This is a genomic window from Acidimicrobiales bacterium (assembly GCA_035316325.1).
Lineage (GTDB): Bacteria > Actinomycetota > Acidimicrobiia > Acidimicrobiales > VFJN01 > DASXTK01.
The window spans coordinates 1-24784 of sequence record DATHJB010000080.1; the positions used below are offsets into that span (position 1 = coordinate 1).

24 protein-coding genes are annotated in these 24784 nt (G+C 72.4%); 13 read left to right on the forward strand and 11 right to left on the reverse strand.

The genetic code is table 11. From position 1 onward, the window contains the following. The 3 genes from VK611_11425 to VK611_11435 form a co-directional block, all read right to left on the reverse strand. Window positions 1-686, reverse strand: a 686-nt coding sequence (locus tag VK611_11425; GenBank protein ID HMG41934.1) for a sugar ABC transporter permease, incomplete at its 3' end; no start/stop codon positions are given. Window positions 687-704: 18 nt separating this feature from the next. Then, on the reverse strand, window positions 705-2018 hold the full coding sequence (locus tag VK611_11430; protein ID HMG41935.1) for an extracellular solute-binding protein: 1314 nt from the start codon (window positions 2016-2018) through the stop codon (window positions 705-707). A gap of 111 nt (window positions 2019-2129) precedes the next feature. After that, window positions 2130-3167, reverse strand: a complete 1038-nt coding sequence (locus VK611_11435; GenBank protein ID HMG41936.1) for an ROK family transcriptional regulator — start codon at window positions 3165-3167, stop codon at window positions 2130-2132. 170 nt (window positions 3168-3337) lie between these two features. On the opposite strand from VK611_11435, the gene larB reads away from it, so the two are divergent. Beyond that, the gene (gene larB, locus VK611_11440) at window positions 3338-4087 is read left to right on the forward strand and encodes a nickel pincer cofactor biosynthesis protein LarB (GenBank protein HMG41937.1); all 750 of its coding nucleotides are present in this window, start codon (window positions 3338-3340) and stop codon (window positions 4085-4087) included. Between the two features lie 15 nt (window positions 4088-4102). Continuing rightward, window positions 4103-5311, forward strand: a complete 1209-nt coding sequence (gene larC / locus VK611_11445) for a nickel pincer cofactor biosynthesis protein LarC (protein HMG41938.1) — start codon at window positions 4103-4105, stop codon at window positions 5309-5311. A 36-nt stretch (window positions 5312-5347) separates the two neighbouring features. Here the strand turns inward: larC and VK611_11450 are convergent, their stop codons facing one another. Beyond that, a complete protein-coding gene (locus VK611_11450; protein HMG41939.1) occupies window positions 5348-5482 on the reverse strand; it encodes a DUF397 domain-containing protein in 135 nt (44 codons plus the stop codon). Window positions 5483-5507: 25 nt separating this feature from the next. Then, entirely contained in the window at window positions 5508-6260 is a 753-nt protein-coding gene (locus tag VK611_11455; GenBank protein HMG41940.1) for a helix-turn-helix transcriptional regulator, read from the reverse strand. A 319-nt stretch (window positions 6261-6579) separates the two neighbouring features. Here VK611_11455 and VK611_11460 point away from each other — a divergent pair, with 319 nt between their 5' ends. Then, on the forward strand, window positions 6580-6759 hold the full coding sequence (locus VK611_11460; GenBank protein ID HMG41941.1) for a hypothetical protein: 180 nt from the start codon (window positions 6580-6582) through the stop codon (window positions 6757-6759). 341 nt (window positions 6760-7100) lie between these two features. Here VK611_11460 and VK611_11465 read toward each other — a convergent pair whose 3' ends face one another. The 4 genes from VK611_11465 to VK611_11480 form a co-directional block, all read right to left on the reverse strand. After that, on the reverse strand, window positions 7101-8558 hold the full coding sequence (locus VK611_11465; GenBank protein HMG41942.1) for a DHA2 family efflux MFS transporter permease subunit: 1458 nt from the start codon (window positions 8556-8558) through the stop codon (window positions 7101-7103). 75 nt (window positions 8559-8633) lie between these two features. Continuing rightward, on the reverse strand, window positions 8634-9209 hold the full coding sequence (locus VK611_11470) for a hypothetical protein (GenBank protein HMG41943.1): 576 nt from the start codon (window positions 9207-9209) through the stop codon (window positions 8634-8636). Between the two features lie 55 nt (window positions 9210-9264). Further along, the gene (locus VK611_11475) at window positions 9265-10095 is read right to left on the reverse strand and encodes a maleylpyruvate isomerase family mycothiol-dependent enzyme (protein ID HMG41944.1); all 831 of its coding nucleotides are present in this window, start codon (window positions 10093-10095) and stop codon (window positions 9265-9267) included. Then, complete coding sequence (locus VK611_11480) at window positions 10092-10772, reverse strand: HAD family hydrolase (GenBank protein HMG41945.1); 681 nt, start codon at window positions 10770-10772, stop codon at window positions 10092-10094. The genes VK611_11475 and VK611_11480 overlap by 4 nt, the downstream gene beginning before the upstream one ends. A 215-nt stretch (window positions 10773-10987) precedes the next feature. Between VK611_11480 and VK611_11485 the strand changes: the two genes are divergently transcribed. Further along, window positions 10988-11713, forward strand: a complete 726-nt coding sequence (locus VK611_11485) for an MBL fold metallo-hydrolase (GenBank protein ID HMG41946.1) — start codon at window positions 10988-10990, stop codon at window positions 11711-11713. Window positions 11714-11721: 8 nt separating this feature from the next. Continuing rightward, complete coding sequence (locus tag VK611_11490; protein ID HMG41947.1) at window positions 11722-12387, forward strand: hypothetical protein; 666 nt, start codon at window positions 11722-11724, stop codon at window positions 12385-12387. Between the two features lie 18 nt (window positions 12388-12405). Here the strand turns inward: VK611_11490 and VK611_11495 are convergent, their stop codons facing one another. Then, complete coding sequence (locus VK611_11495) at window positions 12406-13872, reverse strand: amidohydrolase family protein (protein ID HMG41948.1); 1467 nt, start codon at window positions 13870-13872, stop codon at window positions 12406-12408. Window positions 13873-14010: 138 nt separating this feature from the next. On the opposite strand from VK611_11495, the gene VK611_11500 reads away from it, so the two are divergent. Genes VK611_11500 through VK611_11530 form a run of 7 tightly spaced genes read left to right on the forward strand, consistent with a single transcriptional unit; the run spans window position 14011 to window position 22924 of the window. Continuing rightward, window positions 14011-15345, forward strand: a complete 1335-nt coding sequence (locus VK611_11500) for a diaminobutyrate--2-oxoglutarate transaminase family protein (GenBank protein HMG41949.1) — start codon at window positions 14011-14013, stop codon at window positions 15343-15345. Continuing rightward, the gene (locus VK611_11505; GenBank protein ID HMG41950.1) at window positions 15342-16784 is read left to right on the forward strand and encodes a pyridoxal-dependent decarboxylase; all 1443 of its coding nucleotides are present in this window, start codon (window positions 15342-15344) and stop codon (window positions 16782-16784) included. Before VK611_11500 ends, VK611_11505 begins: the two co-directional genes overlap by 4 nt. Then, on the forward strand, window positions 16777-18642 hold the full coding sequence (locus VK611_11510) for an IucA/IucC family protein (protein HMG41951.1): 1866 nt from the start codon (window positions 16777-16779) through the stop codon (window positions 18640-18642). The genes VK611_11505 and VK611_11510 overlap by 8 nt, the downstream gene beginning before the upstream one ends. Next, complete coding sequence (locus tag VK611_11515) at window positions 18639-19229, forward strand: GNAT family N-acetyltransferase (GenBank protein ID HMG41952.1); 591 nt, start codon at window positions 18639-18641, stop codon at window positions 19227-19229. The genes VK611_11510 and VK611_11515 overlap by 4 nt, the downstream gene beginning before the upstream one ends. 7 nt (window positions 19230-19236) lie before the next feature. Next, window positions 19237-20502: a SidA/IucD/PvdA family monooxygenase gene (locus tag VK611_11520; GenBank protein ID HMG41953.1), complete on the forward strand. Its 1266-nt coding sequence runs from the start codon at window positions 19237-19239 to the stop codon at window positions 20500-20502. Next, the gene (locus VK611_11525; protein HMG41954.1) at window positions 20499-22316 is read left to right on the forward strand and encodes an IucA/IucC family siderophore biosynthesis protein; all 1818 of its coding nucleotides are present in this window, start codon (window positions 20499-20501) and stop codon (window positions 22314-22316) included. The genes VK611_11520 and VK611_11525 overlap by 4 nt, the downstream gene beginning before the upstream one ends. 5 nt (window positions 22317-22321) lie before the next feature. Beyond that, window positions 22322-22924 (forward strand): GNAT family N-acetyltransferase, encoded by a 603-nt coding sequence (locus tag VK611_11530; GenBank protein HMG41955.1) that lies wholly within the window; start codon window positions 22322-22324, stop codon window positions 22922-22924. Here VK611_11530 and VK611_11535 read toward each other — a convergent pair. Continuing rightward, entirely contained in the window at window positions 22912-23877 is a 966-nt protein-coding gene (locus VK611_11535) for a 2-dehydropantoate 2-reductase (GenBank protein ID HMG41956.1), read from the reverse strand. The genes VK611_11530 and VK611_11535 overlap by 13 nt on opposite strands. Window positions 23878-24077: 200 nt before the next feature. On the opposite strand from VK611_11535, the gene VK611_11540 reads away from it, so the two are divergent. Continuing rightward, complete coding sequence (locus tag VK611_11540; protein ID HMG41957.1) at window positions 24078-24704, forward strand: TetR/AcrR family transcriptional regulator; 627 nt, start codon at window positions 24078-24080, stop codon at window positions 24702-24704. Window positions 24705-24784: the final 80 nt, after the last annotated feature.

The window sequence follows — 24784 nt, forward strand, 5'->3', positions numbered from 1 at the left end:
ACCCAGGACCCGGCGCCGTCGATCGCCGCGGCCTCCATCACCTCGCCGGAGATCTGGGTCATGGCGGCGTAGAGGGTGAAGGCCACGAACGGGATGCCCATCCACACCACGATCAGCAGCGCCACCGTGAAGAACGAGAGGGGTTCGGCCAGCCAGGAGTGGCCCTCGTAGTCGAACCCGAGCTTGGTCAGCGCCCAGTTGACGACGCCGAAGCGGGTGTCGAAGATCCACTGCCACACCACGGTGGCGGTGAGGGCCGGTGTCGCCCAGGCCAGCAGCAGGGACACGCTGAGCGCGGTGCGCATGACCCGGCCGAGCCGGCCGAGCAGCACGGCGACGCCGCAGCCGCCGACCATCGTGAGGGCCACGGCCAGCAGGCAGAACACCAGCGAGCGGCGCAGCACCTCCCAGAAGTAGGTGTCGCCGAGGATGTCGGTGAAGTTGTCGAACCCGATGTACTCCGGCGGGGCGCCGAACTGCTGACGCAGGCCGTAGTCCTGCGTCGACATGATCCCCAGCCGGTAGAGCGGGTAGCCGAGCCCGGCCCCGATGGCGACGAGCGCCGGCACGGTCAGGGCGTACGGGAGCAGGTGCGGGGGGCGCCAGGAGCGGCGCGGCGACGGCGTGCCCCCCGAGGCGGACGGTGGGCCCGGAACCGTCCGTTCCTCGGAGAGCACGGTCGTCATGACGTCAGGTCCTCGGTCCTACTGGTTGAGGATCTCGACGATGGCGTCGTTGGCGGTCGACGCGGCGTCCGCCACGTCGTCGCCGTTGCCGATGGCGGTCCCCATGTCCTGCAGGATGTCGCCACCCTCCACCTCGGCCCAGAACTCGCTGCTGGGCGTGAAGCGGCTGTTCTCCGCCGCCTCGGCCTGGGCGACGGCACCGGGGCTGCCGGTGACCTTGTCGAGGAACGCCTTCTGGTTGGGGATGAGGCCGGCCTCGGCGTACTGGGTCTGGAAGCCCTCGCTGCTGATCAGCTTGAGGAACTCGTAGGCCAGCGCCGTGTTCTGGCTCTTGGCCGAGATGCCGACCACCGAGCCGCCCAGGAACGACGGAGCCACGGCGCCGTCGCTGCCGGGGAGGGCGAACACGCCGAGCTTGTCCTCCATCTCGGGGCACTCCTCGGCGATCTGGCCACTCTTCCAACCGGGGCCCATGAGCATCCCGATCTCGTTGGCGCAGAACTCGATGTAGTCGTTGCGGTCGTCGCTGTCGGCCGGTGCCTGGTTGGCGTTCTCCATGATGTCCTGCACCGTGGTCAGACCGTCGACGGACCCGTCGTCGGCGAGCTGGCCGACCCACTCGCCGTCCTCGCGGACCGCGATGTCGCCACCGGCGTCCCAGAGGAACGAGAGCATGGCCTGCCAGTTGCGACCCGGGAAGTAGATGCCGGAGAAGTTGGGCGTGCCGGCGTTGTCGGCCTGCAGCGTCTTCCCGGCCTCGACGAACCCCTCGAGGTCGGTCGGCACCTCGATGCCCGACGCAGCGAAGAGGTCGGTGCGGTAGGTCACCACCCGGGCCCCCGCGTACAGGGGCAGCCCGTAGAACTTGTCGTCGTAGGAGCCGGCCTCCTTGAGGCTGTCGAGCAGGTCGTCGCCGCCCAGGTCGCCTTCGACCTCGGTCAGGTCGACCAGTGCGCCCGCCGCCTCGAAGCCCTGGGCCTGGGTGTTGCCCATCTCCACGATGTCGGGCGTGTCGGCGGAGTTGAGGGCGGTGGTGAGGAGCGGCACGATGCCGTCCCACTCCTGCTCCTCGATCTCCACCGTCACGTTGGGGTAGGTCTCCTTGAACGTCTCGATGGCGTAGTCGCGCATGGTCTGCGGTGTGTCGGGCCCGTTGAGCCAGACGCGCAGGGTGGCTTCGGTGTCCGGGTCGGGAGCGGCGAACGCGCTGTCGTTGCCGCTGTCCTCGCTCCCCTCGTCACCGCCGCTCTCGTCGTCGTCGTCCGACCCGCAGGCGGCTGTCAGGAACAGCGTGCCCACGATGCCGACCGCTGCGAGCTTCTTGAATCTCACGTGTCCTCCACTCTTACTGCCCGGTTGACGGGCGAGCCCGCCGGACTCGCACGGAACAATGACCGCTGTCAGTGGTGGATGACCCCAGTCAGCGGTCGCTGGTGTTGCTGATCATGCGACGCCCAGCTCGCGGTCGAGCACGAGCATCGCTGCACCCAGGAGGACGTCGTCCTCGCCGAGCGAACTGAGCCGGATGTCGACGTTGTCGCCGACCGCCGGCATGGTCCGGCTCTGGACGGCACGCAGCGCCGCCCGCCGGAACGTCTCGTCGAGCACGTCGAGCGGACCCGACAGGACGACCTCGCGGAGGTTGAGGGCGCTGACCACCGGGGCCAGCGCCACCCCGAGCTTCCGGCCCGCGCCGCTGCGGCTGCCGGTGGCGCGCCGGAGGACGGGCGCGGCGATCGCCGTCTCCAGGCAGCCCCGGCGCCCGCAGGCACACGGCTCGCCGCGGGGGTCGACCACGACGTGGCCGATCTCGCCGGCGGCGAAGCGGTCGCCGACCACCAGGTGACCGTCGATCACCACCCCGGCGCCGACACCGTGACCGATCTTGACCAGCAGCAGGCTGCGGCCGCCCGGGCCGCCGAGGCTCAGCTCGCCCAGCGCCGCCGCGTTGGCGTCGTTGGCCACGTGGGTGGCCGCCGTGGCACCGGCGCCCGGGAGCGTCTGGGCGAGGTGGCGGGCCATGTCGACGTCGTGCCAGCCCCGGTTGGGGGCCTCGAGGACGACGCCGGCCGGGTCGACCACGCCGGGGCTGCCCACGCCGATGCCGAGGAGGGGTCGGTCGGCGCGTGCGAGCACATCGGCGGCGAGGCGGGTGACGAGGTCGAGGGCGGCGTCGCCGGTCCGCTGGTCGCGGGGGACGGAGACGCGCTCGACGACCTTGCCCGCCAGGTCGACCAGGCCGGCGCGGAACTCCTCGTCGTCGCTCAGGTCGAGCGAGAGGATCGACCGGGAGTCGGCGACGATGCCCACGAGCGTGGCGGGCTTGCCGACGCCCTGCTCGGGCCGGGTGCCGAGCTCCTCGACCAAACCCTCGTCGAGGAGCTCGCTCACCAGATCCGAAGCGGTGACCCGGGTGACATGCGTGGCACGAGCCAGGTCGGCCCTGCTCAGCGGTCCGTCACGGAACAGGGTGCGGAGCACGAGTGCACGGTTGTGCCGACGTGCATCGCCGGGAACCGCCCGGCGAGTCGTTCGACCCCGCCGGCCGAACGGCTCATGGGACTCTCGGTTGCCCTTCCACATCATTTGTTTGTCTACTTAACGAACAAATGAATGTCAAGGGTCGTTCCAACCTGCGTCATGCTGGGGAGGTGGACGAAGCGACCATCCGCCGGCTGATCGAGCAGGTGCGCTCCGGGCTCGTCGAACCCGACGAGGTGGTGGCCCGTCTGCGGCGCCTCCCCTTCGCCGACCTCGGCTTCGCCCGGGTCGACCACCACCGCGCGCTGCGGCAGGGCCTCGCCGAGGCGGTCTACGGGCCCGGCAAGACGCCCGAGCAGTGCGCGGCGATCATCCGCGAGCTGCTGTCGATGGCCGACAAGGGGCCCATCCTGCTCACCCGGGCCGACGACGAGCAGGTGGCCGAGGCGCTGTCGATCAACCCCGGCGGACAGCGCCACGGCGCCACCGTCGTGTGGCGGCCGGTCACCGAGGACCGCTTCGAGAAGGTCGTGATCGCCACCGCGGGCACCGCCGACCTGGCCGTCGCCGACGAGTGCGCCATCACCCTGCGGGCCCACGGCCTCGACGCCGTACGGCTCAACGACGTGGGCGTGGCCGGCGTCCACCGGCTCCTGGCCTCGGGCGACCAGCTCGACGACGCCGACGCCGTGATCGTCGTCGCCGGCATGGAGGGCGCCCTGGCGTCGCTGGTGGGTGGGCTCACCGCCGCGCCGGTGGTCGCCGTGCCCACCAGCGCCGGCTACGGCACCAGCTTCGGGGGCATCACCGCGCTGCTGGCGATGCTGTCGTCGTGCGCGGCGGGGGTAATGGTCGTCGGCATCGACAACGGCTTCGGCGCCGCCTACGCCCTGCTGCGCATGTTCAACACCCGTCGCTGACCCCCTCCCCTCACCATGACGACCGTCGCGTGGTTCCACTGCTTCTCCGGCATCGCCGGCGACATGGCGCTCGGCGCGCTCGTCGACGCCGGGGCCGACCTGGACGAGGTGCGCGCGCTGGTGGAGCGACTGCCGGTGACCGACTGGGAGCTCGACGTCGAACCGGTGCTGCGCTGCGGCATCGCCGCCACCCAGGTGCACGTGCGGGCCACCGACCACGCCGTCGTCCGCACCGCGGCGCACATCACCGGCCTGGTCGAGGAGGCGCGCCTGCCGACGCCCGTGGCCGAGCGGGCGCTGGCCACCTTCCGGGCGCTCGCCGAGGTCGAGGGCCGCCTGCACCGGCGACCGCCCGAGCAGGTCCACTTCCACGAGGTGGGCGGGATCGACGCCATCGTCGACGTGGTGGGCACGTGCGCGGCCCTGCACGTCCTCGGCGTCGACGAGGTCCGCGCCAGCGCCGTCGCCCACGGCACCGGGATGATCCGCGCCGCCCACGGGCTGCTCCCCAACCCGCCGCCGGCCGTCGTGGAGCTGCTGCGGGGGGCGCCGACCTACGGCGTCGACCTGCCGCTGGAGCTCACGACCCCCACGGGCGCGGCGCTGCTGGCGGCCAACGTCACCGGCTGGGGACCGCTGCCGGCGATGCGGATCGAGGTGAGCGGGTTCGGGGCCGGGGCCCGGGAGCTGCACGGGCGGCCCAACGCCGTGCAGGTGGTGCTGGGCGAGGCCATGCCGGAGGGCGACGACGTGGGCCTGGCCCGGCCCGGTCAGCCGGTGGTGCTGCTGGAGGCCAACGTCGACGACGCCACCGGCGAGATCCTGGCCCACACCGTGCAGGCGCTGCTGGAGGCGGGAGCCCACGACGCCTGGGTGACGCCGGTGGTGATGAAGAAGGGCCGGCCGGCGCACGTGGTGAGCGCCCTGGTCGACCCGGCGCTGGCCGAGCAGGTGGGTCGCACGCTGGCCTCCGAGACCGGGTCGCTGGGCTTCCGGGGCGCCACGCTGGAGCGCTGGCCGTCGACCCGGCTGCTGCGCACCGTCGAGGTGGAGGGCCTACCCGTGCGGGTGAAGGTGAGCCCCGGCCGGCTCAAGGTCGAGCACGACGACGCCGCCTGGGTCGCCCGCCGCCGCGGCCTCCCCCTCCGCGAGGTCCTGTCCCGCGCCGAGGCCGAAGCCCGCGGCGACACCGATCCCCCCGAACCCCCGTCGACCCCCGCGTGACTCAGCCCGAGTCCTCGGTGGTCATCCGGCCAAGGCTCAGAGCAGGTCGTCTAACTCGCCGGACTTCGCTCCGGCGAGCAGGTCACGCCAGATCGAAGCCGACAGGGCCACGGCTCCGGCGTCAGGGGCCTTGCTGTCCCGCACGAACACGGTCTCGCCATCCGTAGCCAACTCGACACACGTGCCGTTCGTGCTGCTAAAGCTGGACTTTCGCCACTGCATCGGACTCCTCCCACAGGTGGCTGAACAGTCGCTGGTACTCCACGATCAGCCTAGGGTCTTCGTCGTAGCTCGGACCGCGCAAATTCTCCGTGGCAACCACGTAGGGCGCGTCCTCGTCCTCTCCGGTGAACAGGGTGAAGGACCCCGTCCCTGCAGCGTGGGCCCGTTTGTCGAGCGGCACTACTCGCACCTGCACGTTGGGTCGTCGTTCGCAGAGCATCCGGAGATGGTCGAGCTGGGGCGCCATGACAGCCTGGCCACCCGTGTCACGTAGAAGCACCGACGCATCGACGAGAGCGAAGAGGCGAAGGCGGTCGAGCACTCGCTGTCGCATCATGCGATGACTGACCCTGCGGGCGATCTCATCCGGTTCTGCGGGGTCCGGCCCCACGGACTCGACCTCGGCGGCGTACTCGGCCGTCTGCAGCAGACCCGGAAGGCTGATCGGCTGGTACGTGTGGAGCTCGGTCGCCCCCTGCTCCAGCGAAGCGAACAGCCGCAGCGTCTTGCGCACAACGTGTCCATTTGGTGTCCCTCTAATGGCGCGGCTCACGTCGTCAAGCGAGCGCCCGTAGATCCTGGCCAGCTTGGCCCGGAGCGCCATACGTGGCGCCGTTCTCCCTGACTCCATGCGGTAGATCGTGCGAACGCTCACGTCCAGCTGGTGAGCGAGCTGTTCAGGAGTCAGGCCCTTGGACTCTCGCCACTCCACGAGTTCCCTGCGCATGTAGGGGTCATCTCACGAAGAGTGTCTCTAACGTGTCGCTTTGGGCAGTGGTTCTGTCGGGCATTCTGTCGCATCCTCCCCCTCGGAGAGAGTCCGCCCCGGGAGCGACAACATGTCCCTACTCACAGATGCAGAAGCGGCCTATCGACAGCAACGAGCGCAAGCGAAGCTCGTTGGCGCCTTCCACCTGCGCCAGTCGTACAGACGCCTCTACGTACGAGTCGACCGCAACGACAGCATCGCCCTTGCCCGCCTAGCTGCCGTGAAGGACGAGCTGGTGATCCGCGGCGTGGAAGTTCCACATGTCGGCTGACAGATCATGACCGGCGTCACCCCGGAGGACATCGGGTTCTTCGTCAGCACGAAGACACCGGAACCCAAGCTCTGGTGCAAGGAATGCGGGCGGTTCACCGTCTGCGACCCGAGCATCCCGGGCCAGGTGGTCGAGCTCGAGCGGCTGCACGTCCACGGTCAGAGAGACGGCCGCTGGTCGTCGTAGGTCGTCCGGCCGGGTTGACTCGGCTGGACATGGACCGGCGCCGTCGGGCCTGGGGCGTCGCAGCGCTTCCACCGGGCTCGTCGGCGCCGGTCACCCAAGGTCCCGGGGACCGCGGCCAGGAACGCCCGACGCCACGGCGACCGCACGGTCGTTACGGCGCCGACGAACCGAAACGGTCGCCCGACGCCGCACCTACCGCTCGGCCAGCACACGCGGCGGCGCCGACGAACCGAAACGGTCGCCCGACACCGCAACGATGACGACAGCCCGACAACACCACCCGGGGACCCGACCGCGGCTGAGAAGGCGCCAACTGAACGGCATTGCGCCTGTGACGCGGGTCAGGCGGCGGGTTGCGCGGGCTGGCGGGGGGAGGTGACGAGGGTGGGGCCCTCGACGCCGCAGTGGAAGCGGCCGACGTGGTCGGCCGGCTCCTCGGGGCGGTCGCCCCGGGACGGGTTGCGGATCGTGAGCGCGCCGACGACGCCACCCACCGCCACGATGCCGGCGGCGATGAGCATGCCGGTGCGGAAGCCGTCGGAGAACGCGGCACCGTCGCGGTAGGAGTTGCCCGAGATGCCCGCCAGCAGCGGTACCACCGCCACCGCAGCGAGCTGGCTGGCCCGGGCCACCGTGGTGTTCACGCCCGACGCCACCCCGGCGTGGGCCTCGTCGATCGCCCCCAGGGCCGTCGACGTGAGCGGCGCCACCGTCGCCGCCAGGCCGAGGCCCGCCACCAGCACCGGCGGCAGCACCGCGGCGAGGTACGAGTCGCCGGCGTCGATGGTCGACATCAGCGCCAGCCCGAGCGCCAGCACCAGCGGCCCGGCGCTCATCTGCAGGCGGGGCCCGATGCGGTCGGCCAGCTGACCCGACCGCGACGACAGCGCCAGCATGATCACCGTGATCGGCAGCGTCGCGGCCCCGGCCTCGAGCGCCGAGTAGCCCATCGCCTGCTGGAGCTGCACCACCAGCAGGAAGAACACCACGCCGAGCCCGGCGTACACCGACACCGTCACCAGGTTGGCCGCCCGGAACTGGGCGTTGCCGAAGATCGCCGGCGGCAGCATCGGGTGCCGTTCCCGCAGCTCGACCACAGCGAACGCCACCAGGCACAGCACGCCCAGCGCCAGCGGCAGCAACACGACCGCCGCGCCCCAGCCGTTGTCGCCCGCCGCGATCAGGCCCCAGTTGAGCGCCCCGAGGGCCAGGCACACCAGCACCGCGCCCGGCACGTCGACCTTGCGCACGGCAGCGGGGTTCTTCGACTCGGGCACGTGCCGCAGCGTCACCAGGATCACCACCACGGCCAGCGGCAGGTTGATCAGGAACACCGCCCGCCACGAGCCGGAGTCGACCAGCCAGCCGCCCAGGAACGGCCCGATCGCCGAGGCCACGCCGCTCAGGCCCGACCAGGCGCCGATGGCGCGCGAGCGGTCCCCGGGTCGGAACGACGCCTCGAGGATCGCCAGGCTGCCCGGCGTGAGCAACGCCCCGCCGACGCCCTGCACCACCCGGGCCACCACCAGCAGCGTGGCGCTGGGGGCGATGCCGCAGGCCAGCGACGCCACCGCGAACACCACCACGCCTACGAGGAACACGAGCCGGCGGCCGAAGATGTCGCCCAGCGAGCCGCCCAGCAGGATCAGCGCCGCGGTGGCCAGCAGGTAGCCGTTGACGATCCACTGCAGCCCGGCGAGGTCGGTGTCGAGGTCCTCGCCGATGTGGGGCAGGGCGACGTTGACGACGGTGGAGTCGAGGAACGCCATGCCCGAGGCGCCCACGGTGGCCAGCAGCACCCAGCGAGCGCGGGCGGACCCGAACGTGAGTTGGGTGTCGGCGGCGGGCGGAGAGAGGCTCAGACCCGGATGAGGCTAGCGGGCTGCCCCGGAGGCGAACCGCTGGAGCACCCGGGCCGCCAGGCGCTCGGCCCAGAACCGGGTGGGCGAGCCGTCCGGGGCGTCGATCAGCACGTAGAAGGCCCGGCCGTGGCCCAGGACGTAGAGCAGGCCGTCCTGGTAGCGGGCGCTCTCGCCGAGATCGACGTCCTCGGCCCGGCCCAGCAGGGCGACCATCCAGTCGTACCAGCGGCGGGCGTCGAAGGGGGTGCGCTCGTCGGCGGCGTGGCCCACGTGGATGCTGAACGACCAGCGCCGATCCGCACCTCCGCCCGAGGCCTCGAAGCGGACGCCGAGGTCGTCGTCGGAGTAGGTGAGCGACGGGCCGCCGACCGGCAGGCCGGTGATGGCGACCACCTCGTCGTGGGTCACGAGGGAGTAGGGGTCGGGGGCGCCGAGCGACATGGCGCGGCGGGCCACCTCGATGTCCTGGGGCTGCAGGTCAACGCCGTGGACACCGTGCGCCGACCGATCGTGGCCCACGCCCTGGGCGACGATGTTGGCCCTGGCCGCCTCCGCAGCCTCCCTGAACCGGTCGTCCCCGAATCCCACGGCGGTGACATTAGCCCTGGTCCCCACCAGGGGAGGAGCACCTGACCACCCCGGCTCAGATCAGGTAGGCGAGGTTCGACAGCACCTGCTCCGCCAGCTCGTGATCCCCCTCGGTCACGGTGGCAGAACGCACCCACGGGTGGTCCCAGGGACGGCGCCCGCCGACGACCCGGCAGAAGGTGGCGCCTGGCATGGTGACGATCAGGTCGGGCTCGCCGGACATCCAGTCGACGACCCGCGCCTTGTCGCCCACCTCGATGTCCCAGCGGTGCGACATCGGGCCCTTCAGGTCGATCCGGGCCGTGGTGCCGGAGGGCAGCGCGGCCTTCTTGCCCACCACGTAGCCGATCGCGGCGGTGATCTCGTCGAGCACCACCTGGGGCGCCAGGCCGTCGAGGTGGCCGGGCCGGCCGATCGCCTCGCGCACGTCCTGCTCGTGGAACCACTGGTCCATCACCCGGATGCGCATGTAGCGGCCGTAGGTGTCCTCGCCGGCGGGGGTCCACGCCAGGGCGTCGAAGACCGCCTGGTCCATCTGGGCCAGCGCGGCCCGGCGCTCGGTCACCACCTCGCCGAGGTCGCCCAGCAGCTCGGAGCCCGAGCGCTCGCTGTACGACAGCACCCACGTCTCGTTGAAGCGGCCCATGTCGTTGCGGACGTGGGGCAGGTTGGGCGGCAGGCTCACGTCGGGCGTGGGCCGGCCCAGGAGCATCGATTCGGTGCCGACGATGTGGGCGTAGATGTCCTTCACCGTCCAGCCGGGCAGGTCGGTGGACTGCCGCCAGTCGGCGCCGTCCATCTCGACCGCCAGCGCCACCAGGGCGTCCCACTCCTCGTCGAGCGCGTTCAAGATGTGGCGCCGGTCGAGGATGGTGAGGGTCCTCACGATCGGTGCTCGGGGCCGGTCAGCTCGTCGGCGAAGGCGGCCAGCGAGTCGACGTGGCGGTGGTCGTGGTTCGGGCAGATGTGGAGCGGGTCGACGTGGACGGCGTGCATGCCGACCGCCGCGGCCCCGTCGGCGTCGAAGAGGCCGCTGTCGCCGATGTGGCAGATCCGCTCGGGTGGGAGGCCGAGGCCGGCGGCGGTGGCCAGGAACGTGGCCGGGTCGGGCTTGTGCTTGCCGAGCACCCCGGAGTCGGTGATCACCTCGACGGGGACGCCCGGGCCGGGGCCGACCTGGAGGATCTCGTGGCGGCGCAGCAGGTCCTCGATGGTGCCGTCGGCGTTGCTGGTCACGCCGAGCCGGTAGCCGGCGGCGAGGAGACGACGGGCCGCGTCGACGGCGCCGGGGAGCCGCTGGCACCAGATGGCCGCGGTGACCTCGGCGAGCAGGGCGGCGCCGGCCTCCAGGTACTCGTCGGGCACCCGCGCTCCGTGGAGGAAGCCCCGCTGGTAGTCGGTGAAGGTCTCGGGCTCGGATCCCGCCCAGTCGACCTCGGCCATGGCCCGGTAGTGGCCCTCGGTGAAGCGGGAGCGGTCGTGGGGGATGCCCCGGCGGTCGAAGGCCTGGGCGAGCATTCCTGCGTCGGGGGTCACGAGGACGCCACCGACGTCGAGGCTCACGGCGTCGAAAGCGCGCAAAGACATATCCGGTGGCGGCGAACCAACATGCCCTACAAGGTTGCCGAATCTCGGGCCGCTGTCACGTGGGTCACGTGACACAGAGGTGAAACTTGTCGAGGGGCGCCAAGGCCGGCAGGTCGGCGACCTGAGTGACCGGAGCGACGCGAGCGACCTGGGCTAACCCCGTCGGGCGGGGCGTCGGTACGCTCGCCCGGGTGACCGGGGACGACGATCGCCTGTACTTCAAGCAGATCCTGTGCGGGAGGGACATCGCCCGCGACGACCCGATCGCCCGGCAGATGGTGAACTTCACCTACCTCGTGGGCGACCGGGAGACGGGCGAGGCCGTGGCCATCGACCCGGCCTACGACATCAAGGGCCTCCTCGACGTCCTCGCCGCGGACGACATGCGACTCGTCGGCGCCCTCGCCACCCACTACCACGCCGACCACGTGGGCGGCGACATGATGGGCTACCAGATCAGCGGCGTCCGGGAGCTGCTCACGCTCGAGCCGGTGCCCGTCCACGTGCAGGCCGACGAGGCCCCCTGGGTCCAGCGGGTCACGGGCGCGGGCCTCGGTGACCTGGTGCAGCACGGGAGCGGCGATGTGGTCCAGGCGGGTGGCGTCCGGATCGAGCTGATCCACACGCCCGGCCACACCCCCGGCAGCCAGTGCTTCTTCGTGGACGGCCGCTACCTGGTGTCGGGCGACACCCTGTTCCTGGAGGGCTGCGGCCGCACCGACCTGCCCGGTGGCGACGCGGCCCAGCTCTACGACAGCCTCACCCAGAAGCTCGCCAAGGTGCCCGACGACGCCATCCTCTTCCCGGGCCACCTCTACTCGGCCGAGCCGTCGGCGTCGCTGGGCGAGACCCGCCGGATGAACTTCGTCTTCAAACCCCGCAACGTGCAGGAGTGGCTCGGGATGTTCGGCCGCTGAGGCCGCCGATGTCACGTTCGACGTTGGTCGCGGCGGCACTCGCCATGGCCCTCACCGGCTGCGGTGGCGGTGGCGACGACGACTCCGACGACGCCCAGCCGGTCGACCCCCCGTCGACCACGGCGGCGTCGACGACCACGACCACGGCGGCCCCCGACCCGTACGCCGGTGCGACCGCCGAAGGCCTGCTCCTCACACCGGCCGACCTCGGACCGGGATGGGCCGTCGGCGCCCCACCGTCGCCCACCACCTGCGCGGGCGCACCCCTCGTCGAGGACCCGCTGACCTACGGCCCGCCCGACGACGCCGCCCAGGCGTCGCTGGAGAACGCCGAGCTGGGCGCCGTCGAAACCGTCGCCCTCCACCCGGACGACGCGACGGCACAACGGGCCCTCGACGCCTGGCGCACCCGCATGGCGTCGTGCGCCCGTAGCGGCAGCGACGCCGGCATCGAGTACGTCATACGTATGGAGCCGGCGTCGCTCGGTCCCTACGGCGACGACTCGTGGGCGTCCCACCTCACCATCGAGGCGGCGGGGCAGACCTTCGCCGGCTACGAGGTCGTGCACCGCCAGGGTCGGGCGCTGGTCCACTTCAACGTCGTCGGCGCCGCGACGTCGCTGTCCGACCCGCGGGCCGAGGAGCTGATGGCGCTCGTCGTCGCCCGTCTCTGACACGACCCCGCGGAGCTCCTAGCCGCGGTTGAACACCCAGGGGTGATCGGCGCGGAACCAGGCGCGGGCGTCCTTCCAGGTGCGGGGGCCGTAGGTGCGGTTGCTCAGCCGGGTCTCCTGGCGGGCCTGCTCGGCATCTTCCTGGCTGGGCCGGCACGGCAGCCGCGGGATCGAGATGTCGTGCAGCTGGGCGGAGTTCTGCCAGAAGATCTTGTGCTTGATCTCCTTGGTGAGCGCCGGGTAGCCGTAGCGCTCCTGCAGCTCCTCGCTGATCTCGAAGGTGCGCAACGCCTGGATCTGGTCCTGCGGCGTGCCGTACCAGAGCGAGTCGGTGCCCCACAGGATGCGGTCCTCGCCGAACGCCGTGAGCAGCTTGCCGAGCACGTGCGCGGCGGCGTCGGGCTGGGCCATCAGGACCTTCCACGTGGATCCGAGCTCGGCGTAGACGTTGCCGCCCGGGCCGATGTCGTTGTCCTCCACGGTCTTGATCAGCCGGTCGACGCCGCCGTTCGGGTTGGCGGGGTCGTACGGCCCCTCCGGCACTCCGGTCTCGAAGCCCGAGTGGTAGATGCAGAAGCGGATGTCGGGGTGGTTCGTGGCGGCGACGCCGATGTCGACCGGGTCGGCGAACTTCGGGGTGCCGACGCTGCCGAACCCCTTGTGGACGCAGACGATGTTGGGCCCGAGCTCCTCCACCTTGTTGAGGAAGGCCTCGCCGACCGGCTTGCCCTCGGGGTCGTGGTCGTCGAGGAACCAGCCGTCGCCCACGTTGCAGTAGGCCTTCCAGGCGGAGATCGGGTAGTCGGCGTGCTCCTGCTCCATCGCCTCCAGCGCCGCCGGCAGCTCGCCGACGTTGGCCCAGGCGTGGCCCTGCACGAGGATCCGGTTGTCGCCGCAGAGCTTCTCGACCTCGCGGCGGCAGTTGTCCATCACCTCGGCCGACAGCGGGTCGTAGGTGCCGACCGCCGGCAGCGCCGAGAGCACCCCGACCGTGGTGTCGCTGCGGTCGAAGATCTCCTCGATCCAGCGCTCGGTGTTGAAGCAGCTGAACAGCTCGGGGTCTTCGCAGTCGCGGGCGCCGGCGAAGATCGAGCCGAAGTTGAAGCCCTCGTAGCCGGCCGGGTACTCGAGCAGGTGGCACTGCATGTCGATCACCGGCATGTCGTCGCCGAGGGTGTCGAGGGCGACGTCGGGGTCGACCATGGCGTCCTCGGGCACGTCGAAGTTGCCACCGGGCTTGGTGCCCTCGTCGGACGCCTCGTCGGAGCAAGCGGCGAGGGCGTAGAGCGTGGTGGCCGCGCCCATCGACGACAGCAGGAAGCGGCGGCGGTCCATGCCGATGCGACGGGCGTTCTCGTCGCACATCTCGCGGGCGCGGCGCTGTGCCTCGCGCACCAGCTCGGACGCCGGCTCGGGCGCGTACTCGCAGTTGGAGACCGGGTCGAGCTTGATCGGCAGGCCCGGGTCGACGTTCTTCGCAGCCATCGCGTCATCCCCCCAAGTGGATTTTGCGTACGGGGTGCAGTTTGGCGCATGGGGCCGCGCCGCGCTTCTCGAATGTGACCCGAGGTAAGCACGGAACGTCGTCTTCGCGGCCCGTTCGTTGTGTTAGGAATACTTAACGTGCAGGTTCCCGCTCTGACCCGCCAACGTCATCGTGAGTCCGCGGCTCGCACCTACTCCCGGCGCATCCCGATCGAGCTGGTCTCGGCCAAGGGCGTCTACGTCCGGGACAGCCACGGCAACGAGTACCTCGACTGCCTGGCCGGGGCGGGCGCGCTGCCGCTGGGCCACGGTCATCCGGCGATCGTCGCCGCCATCGAGGCGGCGCTGCGCGACGAGCTGCCGCTCACCACCCTCGACCTGACGACCCCCACCCGGGACGCCTTCATCGAGGAGCTGTTCACGGTGCTCCCACCGTCGCTCCAGGACGGGCGCATCCAGTTCTGCGGGCCCAGCGGGGCCGACGCCGTGGAGGCCGCGCTCAAGCTGACCAAGACCGCCACCGGGCGCACCGGCATGGTGGCCTTCGGGGGCGGCTACCACGGCATGACGGCCGGCGGGCTGGCGCTCACCGGCGTCGTCGGCCCCAAGCGCCCCCTCGGCCCGCTGCTGCCCGATGTCCACCACCTGCCCTTTCCCGCCGGGTACCGGTGCCCGTTCGGCACGACGTCGCTGGAGGAGAGCGCGGTGCTGTGCGCCCGGGCCGTCGAGTGGGCGCTGCACGACGACCACAGCGGCATCGCCCCGCCCGCCGCCGTGGTGGTGGAGCCGGTGCAGGGCGAGGGTGGTGTCCACCCGGCGCCGCCGTCGTTCGGCCGGGCGGTGCGGGCGGCCTCCCGGGCGGCGGGGACGCTGCTGGTGGCCGACGAGGTGCAGACCGGGCTGGGGCGCACCGGCGAGCTGTGGGCGTCAGTGCCGGCGGGCCTGGAGCCCGACGTGCTGGTGCTGTCGAAGGCCGTCGGGGGCGGGCTGCCGCTCGCCGTGATCGTGTACCGGCGGGAGCTCGACGTGTGGGAGCCCGGTGCCCACGCCGGCACCTTCCGGGGCAACCAGCTGGCGATGGCGACGGGCACGGCGACGATCCGCTGCGTCGTGGGCGAGGGGCTGGTGGAGCACGCCGCGGTCGTGGGCGACCGGCTGGTCGAGGGCCTGCGGACGGTGTCGGCCGGCTGCCCCTGGGTGGGTGACGTGCGGGGCCGGGGGCTGATGGTGGGCGTCGAGCTGGTCGACCCGGCGCGGCTGGGACGCACGGGCGTCCCCGAGCCCGACGGTGCCGTGGCGTCGTTCCTGCAGCGGGCGATGCTCGACCGGGGCGTGATCGTCGAGGTGGGCGGCCGCTCCGACGCGGTCGTGCGCTTCCTGCCACCGCTCGTCATCGGACCGGAGGAGGTCGACCGGGTGATCGACGCCTTCGCCGCCGCGCTGGCGGTGATCCCCGCCGGAGGCCCCGCTTGAACGCAGAGTTGTTCTACGGCACCCCGGGTCGGTTGCGCGAGGTGGTGGCACCCGTGGTCGACGCGCTCGACTGCTGGGTGCTGCAGCCCGAACGGGGGCCGGCGCCGGACGTCTCGCCCGAGGCGCTGGCGAAGCTGGTGGGGGCGATCGACGTGTGCCCGGACGACCCGGTGCCGTTCGACGAGGTGCTGGCCGACGTGGGCGAACGGGTGCTGGCCCACGGGGTGCGGCCGTTCGACCCCCGCTGCGTCGCCCACCTGCACACGACCACGCTGCTGACGGCGGCCGCCACGGAGCTGGCGATCGGTGTGACCAACCAGTCGCTCGACTCCTACGACCAGGCACCGGCGGCCACCCTGCTGGAGGACCACCTGGTGCGGTGGACGGCGGGGCTGCTGGGGCTGCCGGCCGGGGCGTCGGGCGTGCTGACCGCCGGGGGCACGGCGTCGAACCTGCTGGGGCTCCTGCTGGCGCGGGGCGACGTGACCACCGACGGTCTCCCCGCCGAAGCCCGCACCTGGCGGATCGTCGCGTCGGAGGCGGCCCACTTCTCGGTGCAGCGAGCCGCGGCGGTGTTGGGGCTGGGGCACCGGGCGGTCGTGCCGGTGGCGACCGACGGCAGCGGGCGGATCGACGTCGCCGCCCTCGACCAGGCGCTGGCCGACCTCGACCGCCAGGGCCTCCGCTGCATCGCCCTGGTGGGCACCGCCGGCACGACCGACCTCGGGGCGATCGACCCCCTGCCCGCCCTCGCCGAGCGGGCCGCCCACCGGGGCGCCTGGTTCCACGTCGACGCCGCCGTCGGTGCCGCCTTCGCCTTCAGCGACCGCCTGCGGCCGTGGCTCGACGGCATCGCCTCGGCCGACTCGGTCACCGCCGACCTCCACAAGCTGTGCTGGCAGCCGATCGGCGCCTCGCTGCTGCTGGCGCGCGACGGCCGGCGCCTCGACCTCGTCCGCCACCCCAGCGACTACCTCGACCGCGCCGACGACGAGGACGACGCGGACGACGGCAGCGGCCCGCTGAACCTCGTCGGCCGCTCGCTCGACACGTCCCGCCGCTTCGACGCCCTCAAGGTGGTGGTGTCGCTGCGGTCGACCGGGCGGCGCCGGATGGGAGCGATGGTCGAGCACCTGGTCGACCTGGCCGCGGCCACGGCCGAGGTCGTCGCGGCCACGCCCGACCTGGAGCTGCTGGCGCCCGTGTCGTCGGTGACCGTGCTGTTCCGCTGGCGGCCACCGGGGAGCGACGACGGCGACGCCCTCGACGCCGCCAACACCGCCATCCAGCGGGCCCTGTTCGCCCAGGGCCGGGCGGTGTTGGGCCGCACCCGCCACCGGGGCCGGGTCGCCCTCAAGCTGACGCTGGTCAACCCGACGACCACGCTCGACGACCTCGTCCCGCTCCTCACCCTCGTCCGGGAGGCCGGCCATGGCTGACGACGGCCGGGCACTCGGGGCCGCGACGGCCGCCGCCACCGAGACCCTGCTCAACTGCTACATCCGCGAGGCCGACGGCGGCTCGCACGTCGACGGCGGGGTGCTCACGATCCCGGTGCGGGACGGGGCGGCGGCCGTCGTGGCGGGGCTCCGGCATCGCAGCGCCGCGTTCCGGCATCGCTACGACCTGCCGGTGCGGCTGGCGGTGGGCGACGCGGCGCCGACACCGCTGGGCTTCCCGGCGCTGGCGGGGCTGCTGCTGGAGGAGCTGGCCGGGCCGGGGACGGACCCGCCGGTGACGCTGCTCGCCCGGATGGTGGAGAGCCTGCAGAACGTGACGGAGTACCTGGCGGCCCGGGGCGACGACGTCGACCGGCTGTGGTCGGCCGACCCGCTCGGGTTCGTCGAGTCGGAGCAGGCGCTGCTGCTGGGCCACCCGCTCCACCCCACGCCGAAGAGCCGCGGCGAGATGAGCCCCGCCGCCCGCCGGGCCTACTCACCCGAGCTGCAGTCGAGGTTCCCGTTGCGGTGGCTGGCGGCCCGCCCCGAGGTCGTCCGCCACGACAGCGCCACGGGCACCCCCGCTCCCCGGCTGATCGAGGAGATGCTGCGGGCCGACCCGGGCACCGACCAGCAACGGCTCGACACCCTGCTCGCCGGCCTCGGCGACCGGGTGCTGCTCCCGGCCCACCCGTGGGAGCTGGCCCAACTGCGCGAGCAGCCGGAGGTGGCCCTGATGTTCGAGCGGGCCGACCTGGTCGACCTCGGCCCCCACGGCAGCCCGGTCACGCCCACCACGTCGGTGCGGACCGTCTTCCAGGCCGGCTGGCCGTGGCAGCTCAAGTTCTCGCTGCACGTGGCCGTCACCAACTCACTGCGGGTCACGCTGCCGAAGGAGCTCGACCGCGCCGTCGAGGCCCACCGGTTCCGGCAGAGCGCCCTCGGCGAGGAGGCGGCCCGCATCGCTCCCGCCTTCGCCTACGTCGACGACCCCGCCTACCTCACGGTGGTGTTCGCGGGACGGGTGGTCGACGGGTTCTCGGTGCTGCTGCGCCAGAACCGCTGGCCGGCCGGGTCGACCGCCGACGTCACCTCGGTCACGAGCCTGTGCCAGGACCACCCGTTCGGCGGGGCGAGCCGCCTGCAGGCGATCGTCGAGCGGCTCGCCGGTAGCCGGGGCATCCCACCTGCCGACGCGGGCCGAGCGTGGTTCGCCCGGTTCTGCGAGGTGGCCGTGGTGTCGATCGTGCGGCTGTACCTCGACGCCGGGCTGTGCTTCGAGGCGCACCAGCAGAACACCCTGCTGGAGCTGGACGCCGAGGGCCTGCCGCAGCGCTGCGTGTACCGCGACAGCCAGGGCTACTTCCACCGGGAGGCCGCCCACGCCGACGTGGTGCGGGTGCTGCCGGGCCTCGGCGAGGCCACGGAATCCGTCTTTCCGGAGGACCTGGCCGACGAACGGCTGGTGTACTACCCGTTCATGAACCTCACCCTCGGCGTCGTCGACGCGCTGGGAGCAGGCGGCTGCGCCGACGAGACCGTGCTGCTGGGCGACCTGCGGCGCTGCCTGGAGACCGAGCGCCAGCTGGGGGGTCGCTACCCGGCGACCCTGCTCGACCACCTGCTCGACGACCCCCGCTGGCCCTGCAAGGGCAACCTCCGCACCCGCCTGCACGACATGGACGAGCTGGTCGGCGACATCGAGACCCAGTCGGTCTACGTGTCGGTCCCGAACCCCCTGAGCGAGCGTCCGCCCGCAGCGAGCGCCAGCGAGCGAGGCCCGGCGAAGAGCGAGCGTGGCCCGAGCGGCCCGGCGCCGCCAGGCGCCAAGAGCGGGAATGAACAGGGGTTGCCGTGAACTGGTCCGTGACCCTGCCGGGAACCGAGGTCGCCCTGCGCTTCGACCGGGCCGACCCCGACGTCGACGCCCCCCTGCTGCACGACTGGTTCCACCGCCCGCACGTCGCGCCCTGGTGGGGGCCCGACCGCACGGTCGACGAGACCCGCGACTACCTGCTGCGCCAGCGGGGCAGCGCCCACCTGGTGCCGTGGATCGTGTCGGCCGACGGCGTCGGGCCGTTCGGGTACGTGGAGACCTACCGCCCGGCCGACGACCCTCTCGCCGACTGGTTCCCGGTGCTCCCGACCGATCGGGGCTGGCACGTGCTGGTCGGCGAGGAATCGGCGATCGGCTCGGGGCTGCCGCGCCTGATGGGCCGGGCCGTGCTGGCCTACCTGCTGGCGGAGCCCGGGGCTGCGCGCATCGAGCGGGTGATCTGCGAGCCCAACGAGCTGAACACCCGCATGCTCGGCTACTGCAAGGCGCTCGGCTACGACGTGCTGGCCGCCGTCGACCTGCCCACCAAGCGGGCGCTGATCCTGGCCTGCACCCGGTCGACGTGCGTGGAGCGCTGGCCCGGCGACCTGGCCGCGATCGACCGGTGACCGGGCGGTGACCGACTACGACGTCGTCGGGGTGGGGCTGGGGCCGTTCAACCTCGGGTTGGCGGCGCTGCTGGCGCCGGTGACCGACGTCGACGCCGTGTTCTTCGAGGCCAAGCCCGAGTTCTCGTGGCACTCGGGGCTGCTGCTCGACGGCACCACGCTGCAGGTGCCGTTCCTGGCCGACCTGGTGACCCTCGCCGACCCGACCAGCCCCTACAGCTTCCTCAACTACCTGCACTGCCGCAGCCGCCTGTACCGCTTCTACTTCTACGAGCGGTTCCACGTGCCCCGCCGCGAGTACGACGCCTACGGCCGCTGGGTGGCCGAGCAGCTGCCGTCGTGCCGGTTCGGGCAGCGGGTCGACGCCGTGCGCCCCGGTCCCGGCGAGGGCTGGACGGTGGTGCTGGCGTCCGGCGAGGAGCACCAGGCGGCAGCGGTGGTGTTGGGGGTGGGCTCCCGCCCGTCGCTGCCGGCCGGCGCCGCCGACCAGCCGGGCGACCGGGTGCTCCACTCGGCCGGCTACCTGCCCCGTCGCGCCGACGTCCAGGCCGCCGAGCGGGTGACCGTGGTGGGTTCGGGCCAGAGCGCGGCGGAGGTGTTCGCCGATCTGCTGGCGGCCCCCGGCGACCGGCGGCTCGACTGGCTCACCCGCAGCCGGGGCTTCCTGCCGATGGAGTACTCGAAGCTGGGCCTGGAGCACTTCACGCCGGAGTACACGGCCTACTTCCAGGGCCTGCCCGAGGCGCGGCGCGACGCCCTGCGCGCGGGCCAGGACCTGCTCTACAAGGGCATCTCGGCCGAGACCAGCGAGGCCGTCTTCGACGCGCTGTACGAGGCGACCATCGACGGCGACGACCCGCCGGTCGCGTACCGGTCGGCCTGCGAGCTCCGGGGGATCGAGGTCGCGGGCGACGACGGGCCGCTCCGGCTGGCCTTCCACCACCTCGACGAGGACGTGGCGTTCACCCACGACACCGACGTCGTCGTGCTGGCCACGGGCTACGAGCCGGCGCCGCTGCCGCTGGCCCCGGAGCTGGTGGAGCGCGACGGCCGGGGTCGCCCGGTCGTCGACCACGACTACCGGCTGCGCCTGGTGGACCGGCCCAAGTCGACGCTGTTCGTGCAGAACGCCGAGCTGCACACCCACGGCGTCGGTGCCCCCGACCTGGGCCTCGGCGCCCACCGCAACTCGGTGGTGGTCAACGCCCTCGCCGACCGTGAGGTGTACCCGGTGCGCGACCGCAACGTGTTCCAGTCCTTCGGCGCCCCATGAGCCCTCCAGCGCACACCGCGATCCTGGCCGCGCTCGACCCGGTCGTATGGGACCGGGCGAACCGCGAGCTGCTGGCCAAGATCGTCACCGAGCTGACCTTCGAGGACGTCCTCTCGCCCCAACCCGAAACTTCGACAGAAACGGTCGCTGGAGCGCCATCTCCGTCGAAGTTTCGGTTGCCGGTCGCTGCTGCGACGGCGCTCACGTACACGGCGTCGCGCAAGCACCTGGGGCACTGGCGGGTCGCACCCGAGTCGCTGCGGTGGGAGGTCGGGGGCGAGGAGCAGCCGCTGCCCGACGTCACCGACATCGTGGCGGTCGCGCTGCCGGCCCTGGGCGTCGACGCGCCGACCACGGCCGGGGTGATCGCCGAGCTGGCCAACACCGTGCTGTCGGACGCCTGGCAGCTGGCCAAGGGCCGCCCGTCGGCCGAGCTGGCCCACGCCGACACCGCCACCGTCGAGACCGAGATGCGGGGCCACCCGTGGATCGCCGCCAACAAGGGCCGCCTGGGCTTCGACGCCGACGACCTGGCGTCGTTCACCCCCGAGGCCGCCCGGCCGCTGCGCCTGCTGTGGCTGGCGGCGGCACCGGGTCGGGCCGACACCCGCCAGGTCGCCGGGCTCGACCACCACACGCTGGTGCAGGAACAGGTGGGCGACGACGTGTGGGACCAGCTGCGGGACGAGGCCGCCCGCCGCGGGCTCGACCCCGACACCGCCACCTACGTCCCCGTCCACCCCTGGCAGTGGCGCCAGAAGATCGTGCCGCTCCACGCCGCCGACCTGGCCCGGCGCACGCTCGTCCCGCTGGGCGAGGCGCCGGCCCGCTACCTGCCCCAGCAGTCGATCCGCACGCTCGCCGACGTCGACCACCCCGACCGCCGCTACCTCAAGCTGCCGCTGTCGATCCTCAACACGTCGGTGTACCGGGGCCTCCCCCGGGACCGGGCGCTGGCCGCCCCCGCGCTCACCGAGTGGCTCACCGGCCTGGTCGCCGAGGACCCCTTCCTCGCCGAGGCGGGGCTCGCGCTGCTGGGCGAGGTGGCCAGCGTGTCGGTCGCCCATCGGGCCTTCTCGGCGATCCCCGACATCCCCTACCAGCACACCGAGATGCTCGGGGCGATCTGGCGCGACCCCGTGTCGTCGCAGCTCCGGCCCGGCGAGCGGGCGCTGACGCTGGCCGCCCTGCTGCACCGCGACCCCGCCGGCGTGCCGCTGCTCGCCCCCCTGATCGCGGGCAGCGGGCTCGACGTCGCCGAGTGGGTCGACCGCCTCCACCGGGCCGTGCTCCCGCCGCTGGTGCACGTGCTCTACCGCTACGGCGTCACGTTCTCGCCCCACGGGCAGAACTGCCTCCTGGTGCTGCGCGACGACGCCCCGGAGCGCCTGGTGGTGAAGGACTTCGTGGACGACGCCATGGTGTCGGCCGACGACCTGCCGGAGCTCGCCTCGCTCCCGGCCGACGTGCGGCACGTGCTGGGCGACGGCCTCGAGGCGCCCGTCATCGTGCAGTGGATCCAGGGCGGGCTGCTGGTGTGCGTCTACCGCTACCTGTCGGAGCTGCTCGACGACTGCTTCGGCCTCCCCGAGCCAGTCTTCTGGGACTCCGCCCGCCGGGCGCTGCGCACCTACCAGGAGCGCAACGCCTCCGACCTCACCGACCGCTACGAGCTCTTCGACCTCGACGCCCCCGCCTTCGTGAAGCTGTGCCTGAACAGGGTGCGGCTGTTCGAGCGCGGCTACCGCGACGACGCCGAACGCCCCGTGGCCGCCGCGTCGGGCTGGATCGACAACCCGCTGGAGCTGGTGTGACCGCGGTGTCGCTCCTGCGGGACCGGGCCGTCTACGAGGAGCGGGCCGCGACCCGCGACCGGGTGATCTGGACCCGGCCCGTCGACCCCGGCCTCGACGTGGCACTGGTGCACGGGTGGATGCACGAGCCCGAGGTGGAGCGCTACTGGGCCATGGCGTGGCCGGTCGACCGCATCGCCGCCTACCTCCGGGAACACGACGACGCCCCCCACCGCGACAACTTCGTCACCTTCGTCGACGACCTGCCGGTCGGCTACCTGGAGGCCTACGACCCGGCCCACGACGTGCTCGGCGACCGGTACCCGGTGCAGCCCGGCGACCTGGGTGCCCACGTCCTCATCGGCGACAAGGACTTCCGGGGTCGCTTCAGCGTGTCGCTGGGCCTGGCCACCAACCGGTTCCTGTTCGGCCGGCCGGGCGTCGAGCGGCTCGTGGGCGAGCCCGACGTCGGCAACCACAACTTCCTGTCGCTCCTGGCGTTCCTCGGCTTCCGCAAGGCCGCCGAGATCGACCTGCCCGACAAGCGCGCCGCCCTGATGATCTGCGACCGGGCGTCCTTCGAGCGCCTCTCCACCCGACCCCGCCGCCGCCGGTCTCACGCCAGCTGAGCGAGGACCTCCTCGGCCGGCAGGTGGCCCGGCGGGAGGTGCTCGGCCGCGGCCCGGTGGGCGAGGCGCTGCAGCAGGACGCTCGCGGGGGTCGGCACGCCGTGCAGGCGGCCGAGGAGCACCACCTCGCCGGTGAGGTAGTCGGTCTCGATGCTGCCGGTGCCCCGGGCCAGGCTCTGCCACGTCGACCCGCCGTTGTGGGTCACACCCTCGATCGGCCGCAGCTGGAGCCGGTCGCCGCGGCGGGCCTTGTCGTCAGCGACGGTCACCAGGTCGATCCCCGCCGCCGCCAGCGCCGCTTCGCCCTCGGCCCGCAGCAGCCGCACGAGGTCGGCGAACCCCGCACCTTCCGCGCACACGGCGGTGGCGACGTTGACCAGGTTCATAATGAGCTTGCGGTACTTCCAGCGCATGATGTCCGGCCGGGCCTCCGACTCGAACGTCGCCTCGCGCAGCGCCGCTGCGAGCGACTCGGCGGTGGCGTCGATGCCCGTGGGGTAGCGGCCGAGGTCGAACATCCCGCCGACCGGCGCCGAGTGCACCACCACGGTGCCCGGCTCGAGGTGGGTGGCCGGGCACACCACGTGCACGGCGTAGACGTGGGCGAACGACCGCAGCGCCAGCCGCTCGTTCTCCACCCCGTTCTGGGCGCACGCCACGGCGATCCCGGGTGGCGCGTGGGGGGTGAGCGCCGTCAGCGCCGCCGCGGTGTCCTGGGTCTTCATCGCCAGGATCACCACGTCGCCGTCGTCGAGCGTCAGCTCCGAGGGGTGACCGACCGCCGGCACCGGCAACGTCGTCCGTCCCTCGGGCGACACCAGCTCGAGGCCGCGCGCCTGGAGCGCCGCCAGGTGGTCGCCGCGCGCGACCAGCGTCACGTCGTGGCCGGCCTCGAACAGCCGACCACCGATCACGCCGCCGATGGCGCCGGCGCCGTACACCACGAATCGCATCGCCGTCCTCCGTCGTCGGACCTGCCGGGCGCCCCGGCCCGGCGGTCAGGCTACGAGGCACCGAGCGCCCCACCACGCACACTCTGGGACTCCGCCGACAGTGGTGTCAGTCGTCGTGCGCAGCCGCGCTCGACGCGCGCGTGAGTAGTTGAGTGCGCAAATCTCAAGGACTTTCACGCACGACTAGCCTGGCCGGACACATGAGCCAGCGACGACCCTTGACCCGTCAAGAGAGTCAGGCCCGCACACGATCACGGCTCGTCAGGTCGGCGGAGCGGGTGTTCCTGAAGCAGGGTTACCTCGCGGCCTCGATAGGCCAGATCGCCCGCACCGCGGGGTACACCACCGGCGCCGTCTACTCGAACTTCACCAGCAAGGAGGACCTCGGTCTCGCGGTCATCCAGCGCCACATGGTGAAGGGCATCGTCGCGATGCAGGAGCAGCTCGACGCGGCCGAGCCGACGGTGACGGCGCGCCTGGCGGCCCTGGGCCAGTGGGTCGACGACCAGCTCGGCGACGAGGAGTGGGTCGTGCTGGTGACCGAGTTCGCGCTGTCGACGCGGCACAAGCCGGCGATGCGCGCCCAGTCCAGCCAGGGCCTGATGGCGGCACGCATGGCGATATCCGGCATCCTCGACGGGCAGAGCCGGGAGCTGGGCGTCCCCCTGCCGATGAGCTCCGACAGGCTGGCCGCGGCGATCCTCGGCCTGGGCATCGGCGTGTCGGTGCTGCGGATCGCCGACCCGAGCACCGACTCGAGGACGTTCGGCGAGGCCACCGGGATCCTGCTCGCCCAGCTGTCGGCGGGCGTCAACGGCACCCACTGACAAAATAGCGGGTACCCCCACCTCTTATTGACAATCACCCCTTTGGTGTGGTTGTTATTGAACGTGTCGACGCGACGCCT

Bases quoted from the DNA above. Each gene is read 5' to 3' on its own strand.
- VK611_11510 (HMG41951.1), top strand. From the start codon at position 16,777: ATGGCTGACGACGGCCGGGCACTCGGGGCCGCGACGGCCGCCGCCACC.
- larC (HMG41938.1), top strand. From the start codon at position 4,103: ATGACGACCGTCGCGTGGTTCCACTGCTTCTCCGGCATCGCCGGCGAC.
- VK611_11540 (HMG41957.1), top strand. From the start codon at position 24,078: ATGAGCCAGCGACGACCCTTGACCCGTCAAGAGAGTCAGGCCCGCACA.
- VK611_11490 (HMG41947.1), top strand. From the start codon at position 11,722: ATGTCACGTTCGACGTTGGTCGCGGCGGCACTCGCCATGGCCCTCACC.
- VK611_11455 (HMG41940.1), bottom strand. From the start codon at position 6,260: ATGCGCAGGGAACTCGTGGAGTGGCGAGAGTCCAAGGGCCTGACTCCT.
- VK611_11535 (HMG41956.1), bottom strand. From the start codon at position 23,877: ATGCGATTCGTGGTGTACGGCGCCGGCGCCATCGGCGGCGTGATCGGT.
- VK611_11495 (HMG41948.1), bottom strand. From the start codon at position 13,872: ATGGCTGCGAAGAACGTCGACCCGGGCCTGCCGATCAAGCTCGACCCG.
- VK611_11525 (HMG41954.1), top strand. From the start codon at position 20,499: ATGAGCCCTCCAGCGCACACCGCGATCCTGGCCGCGCTCGACCCGGTC.
- VK611_11460 (HMG41941.1), top strand. From the start codon at position 6,580: ATGACCGGCGTCACCCCGGAGGACATCGGGTTCTTCGTCAGCACGAAG.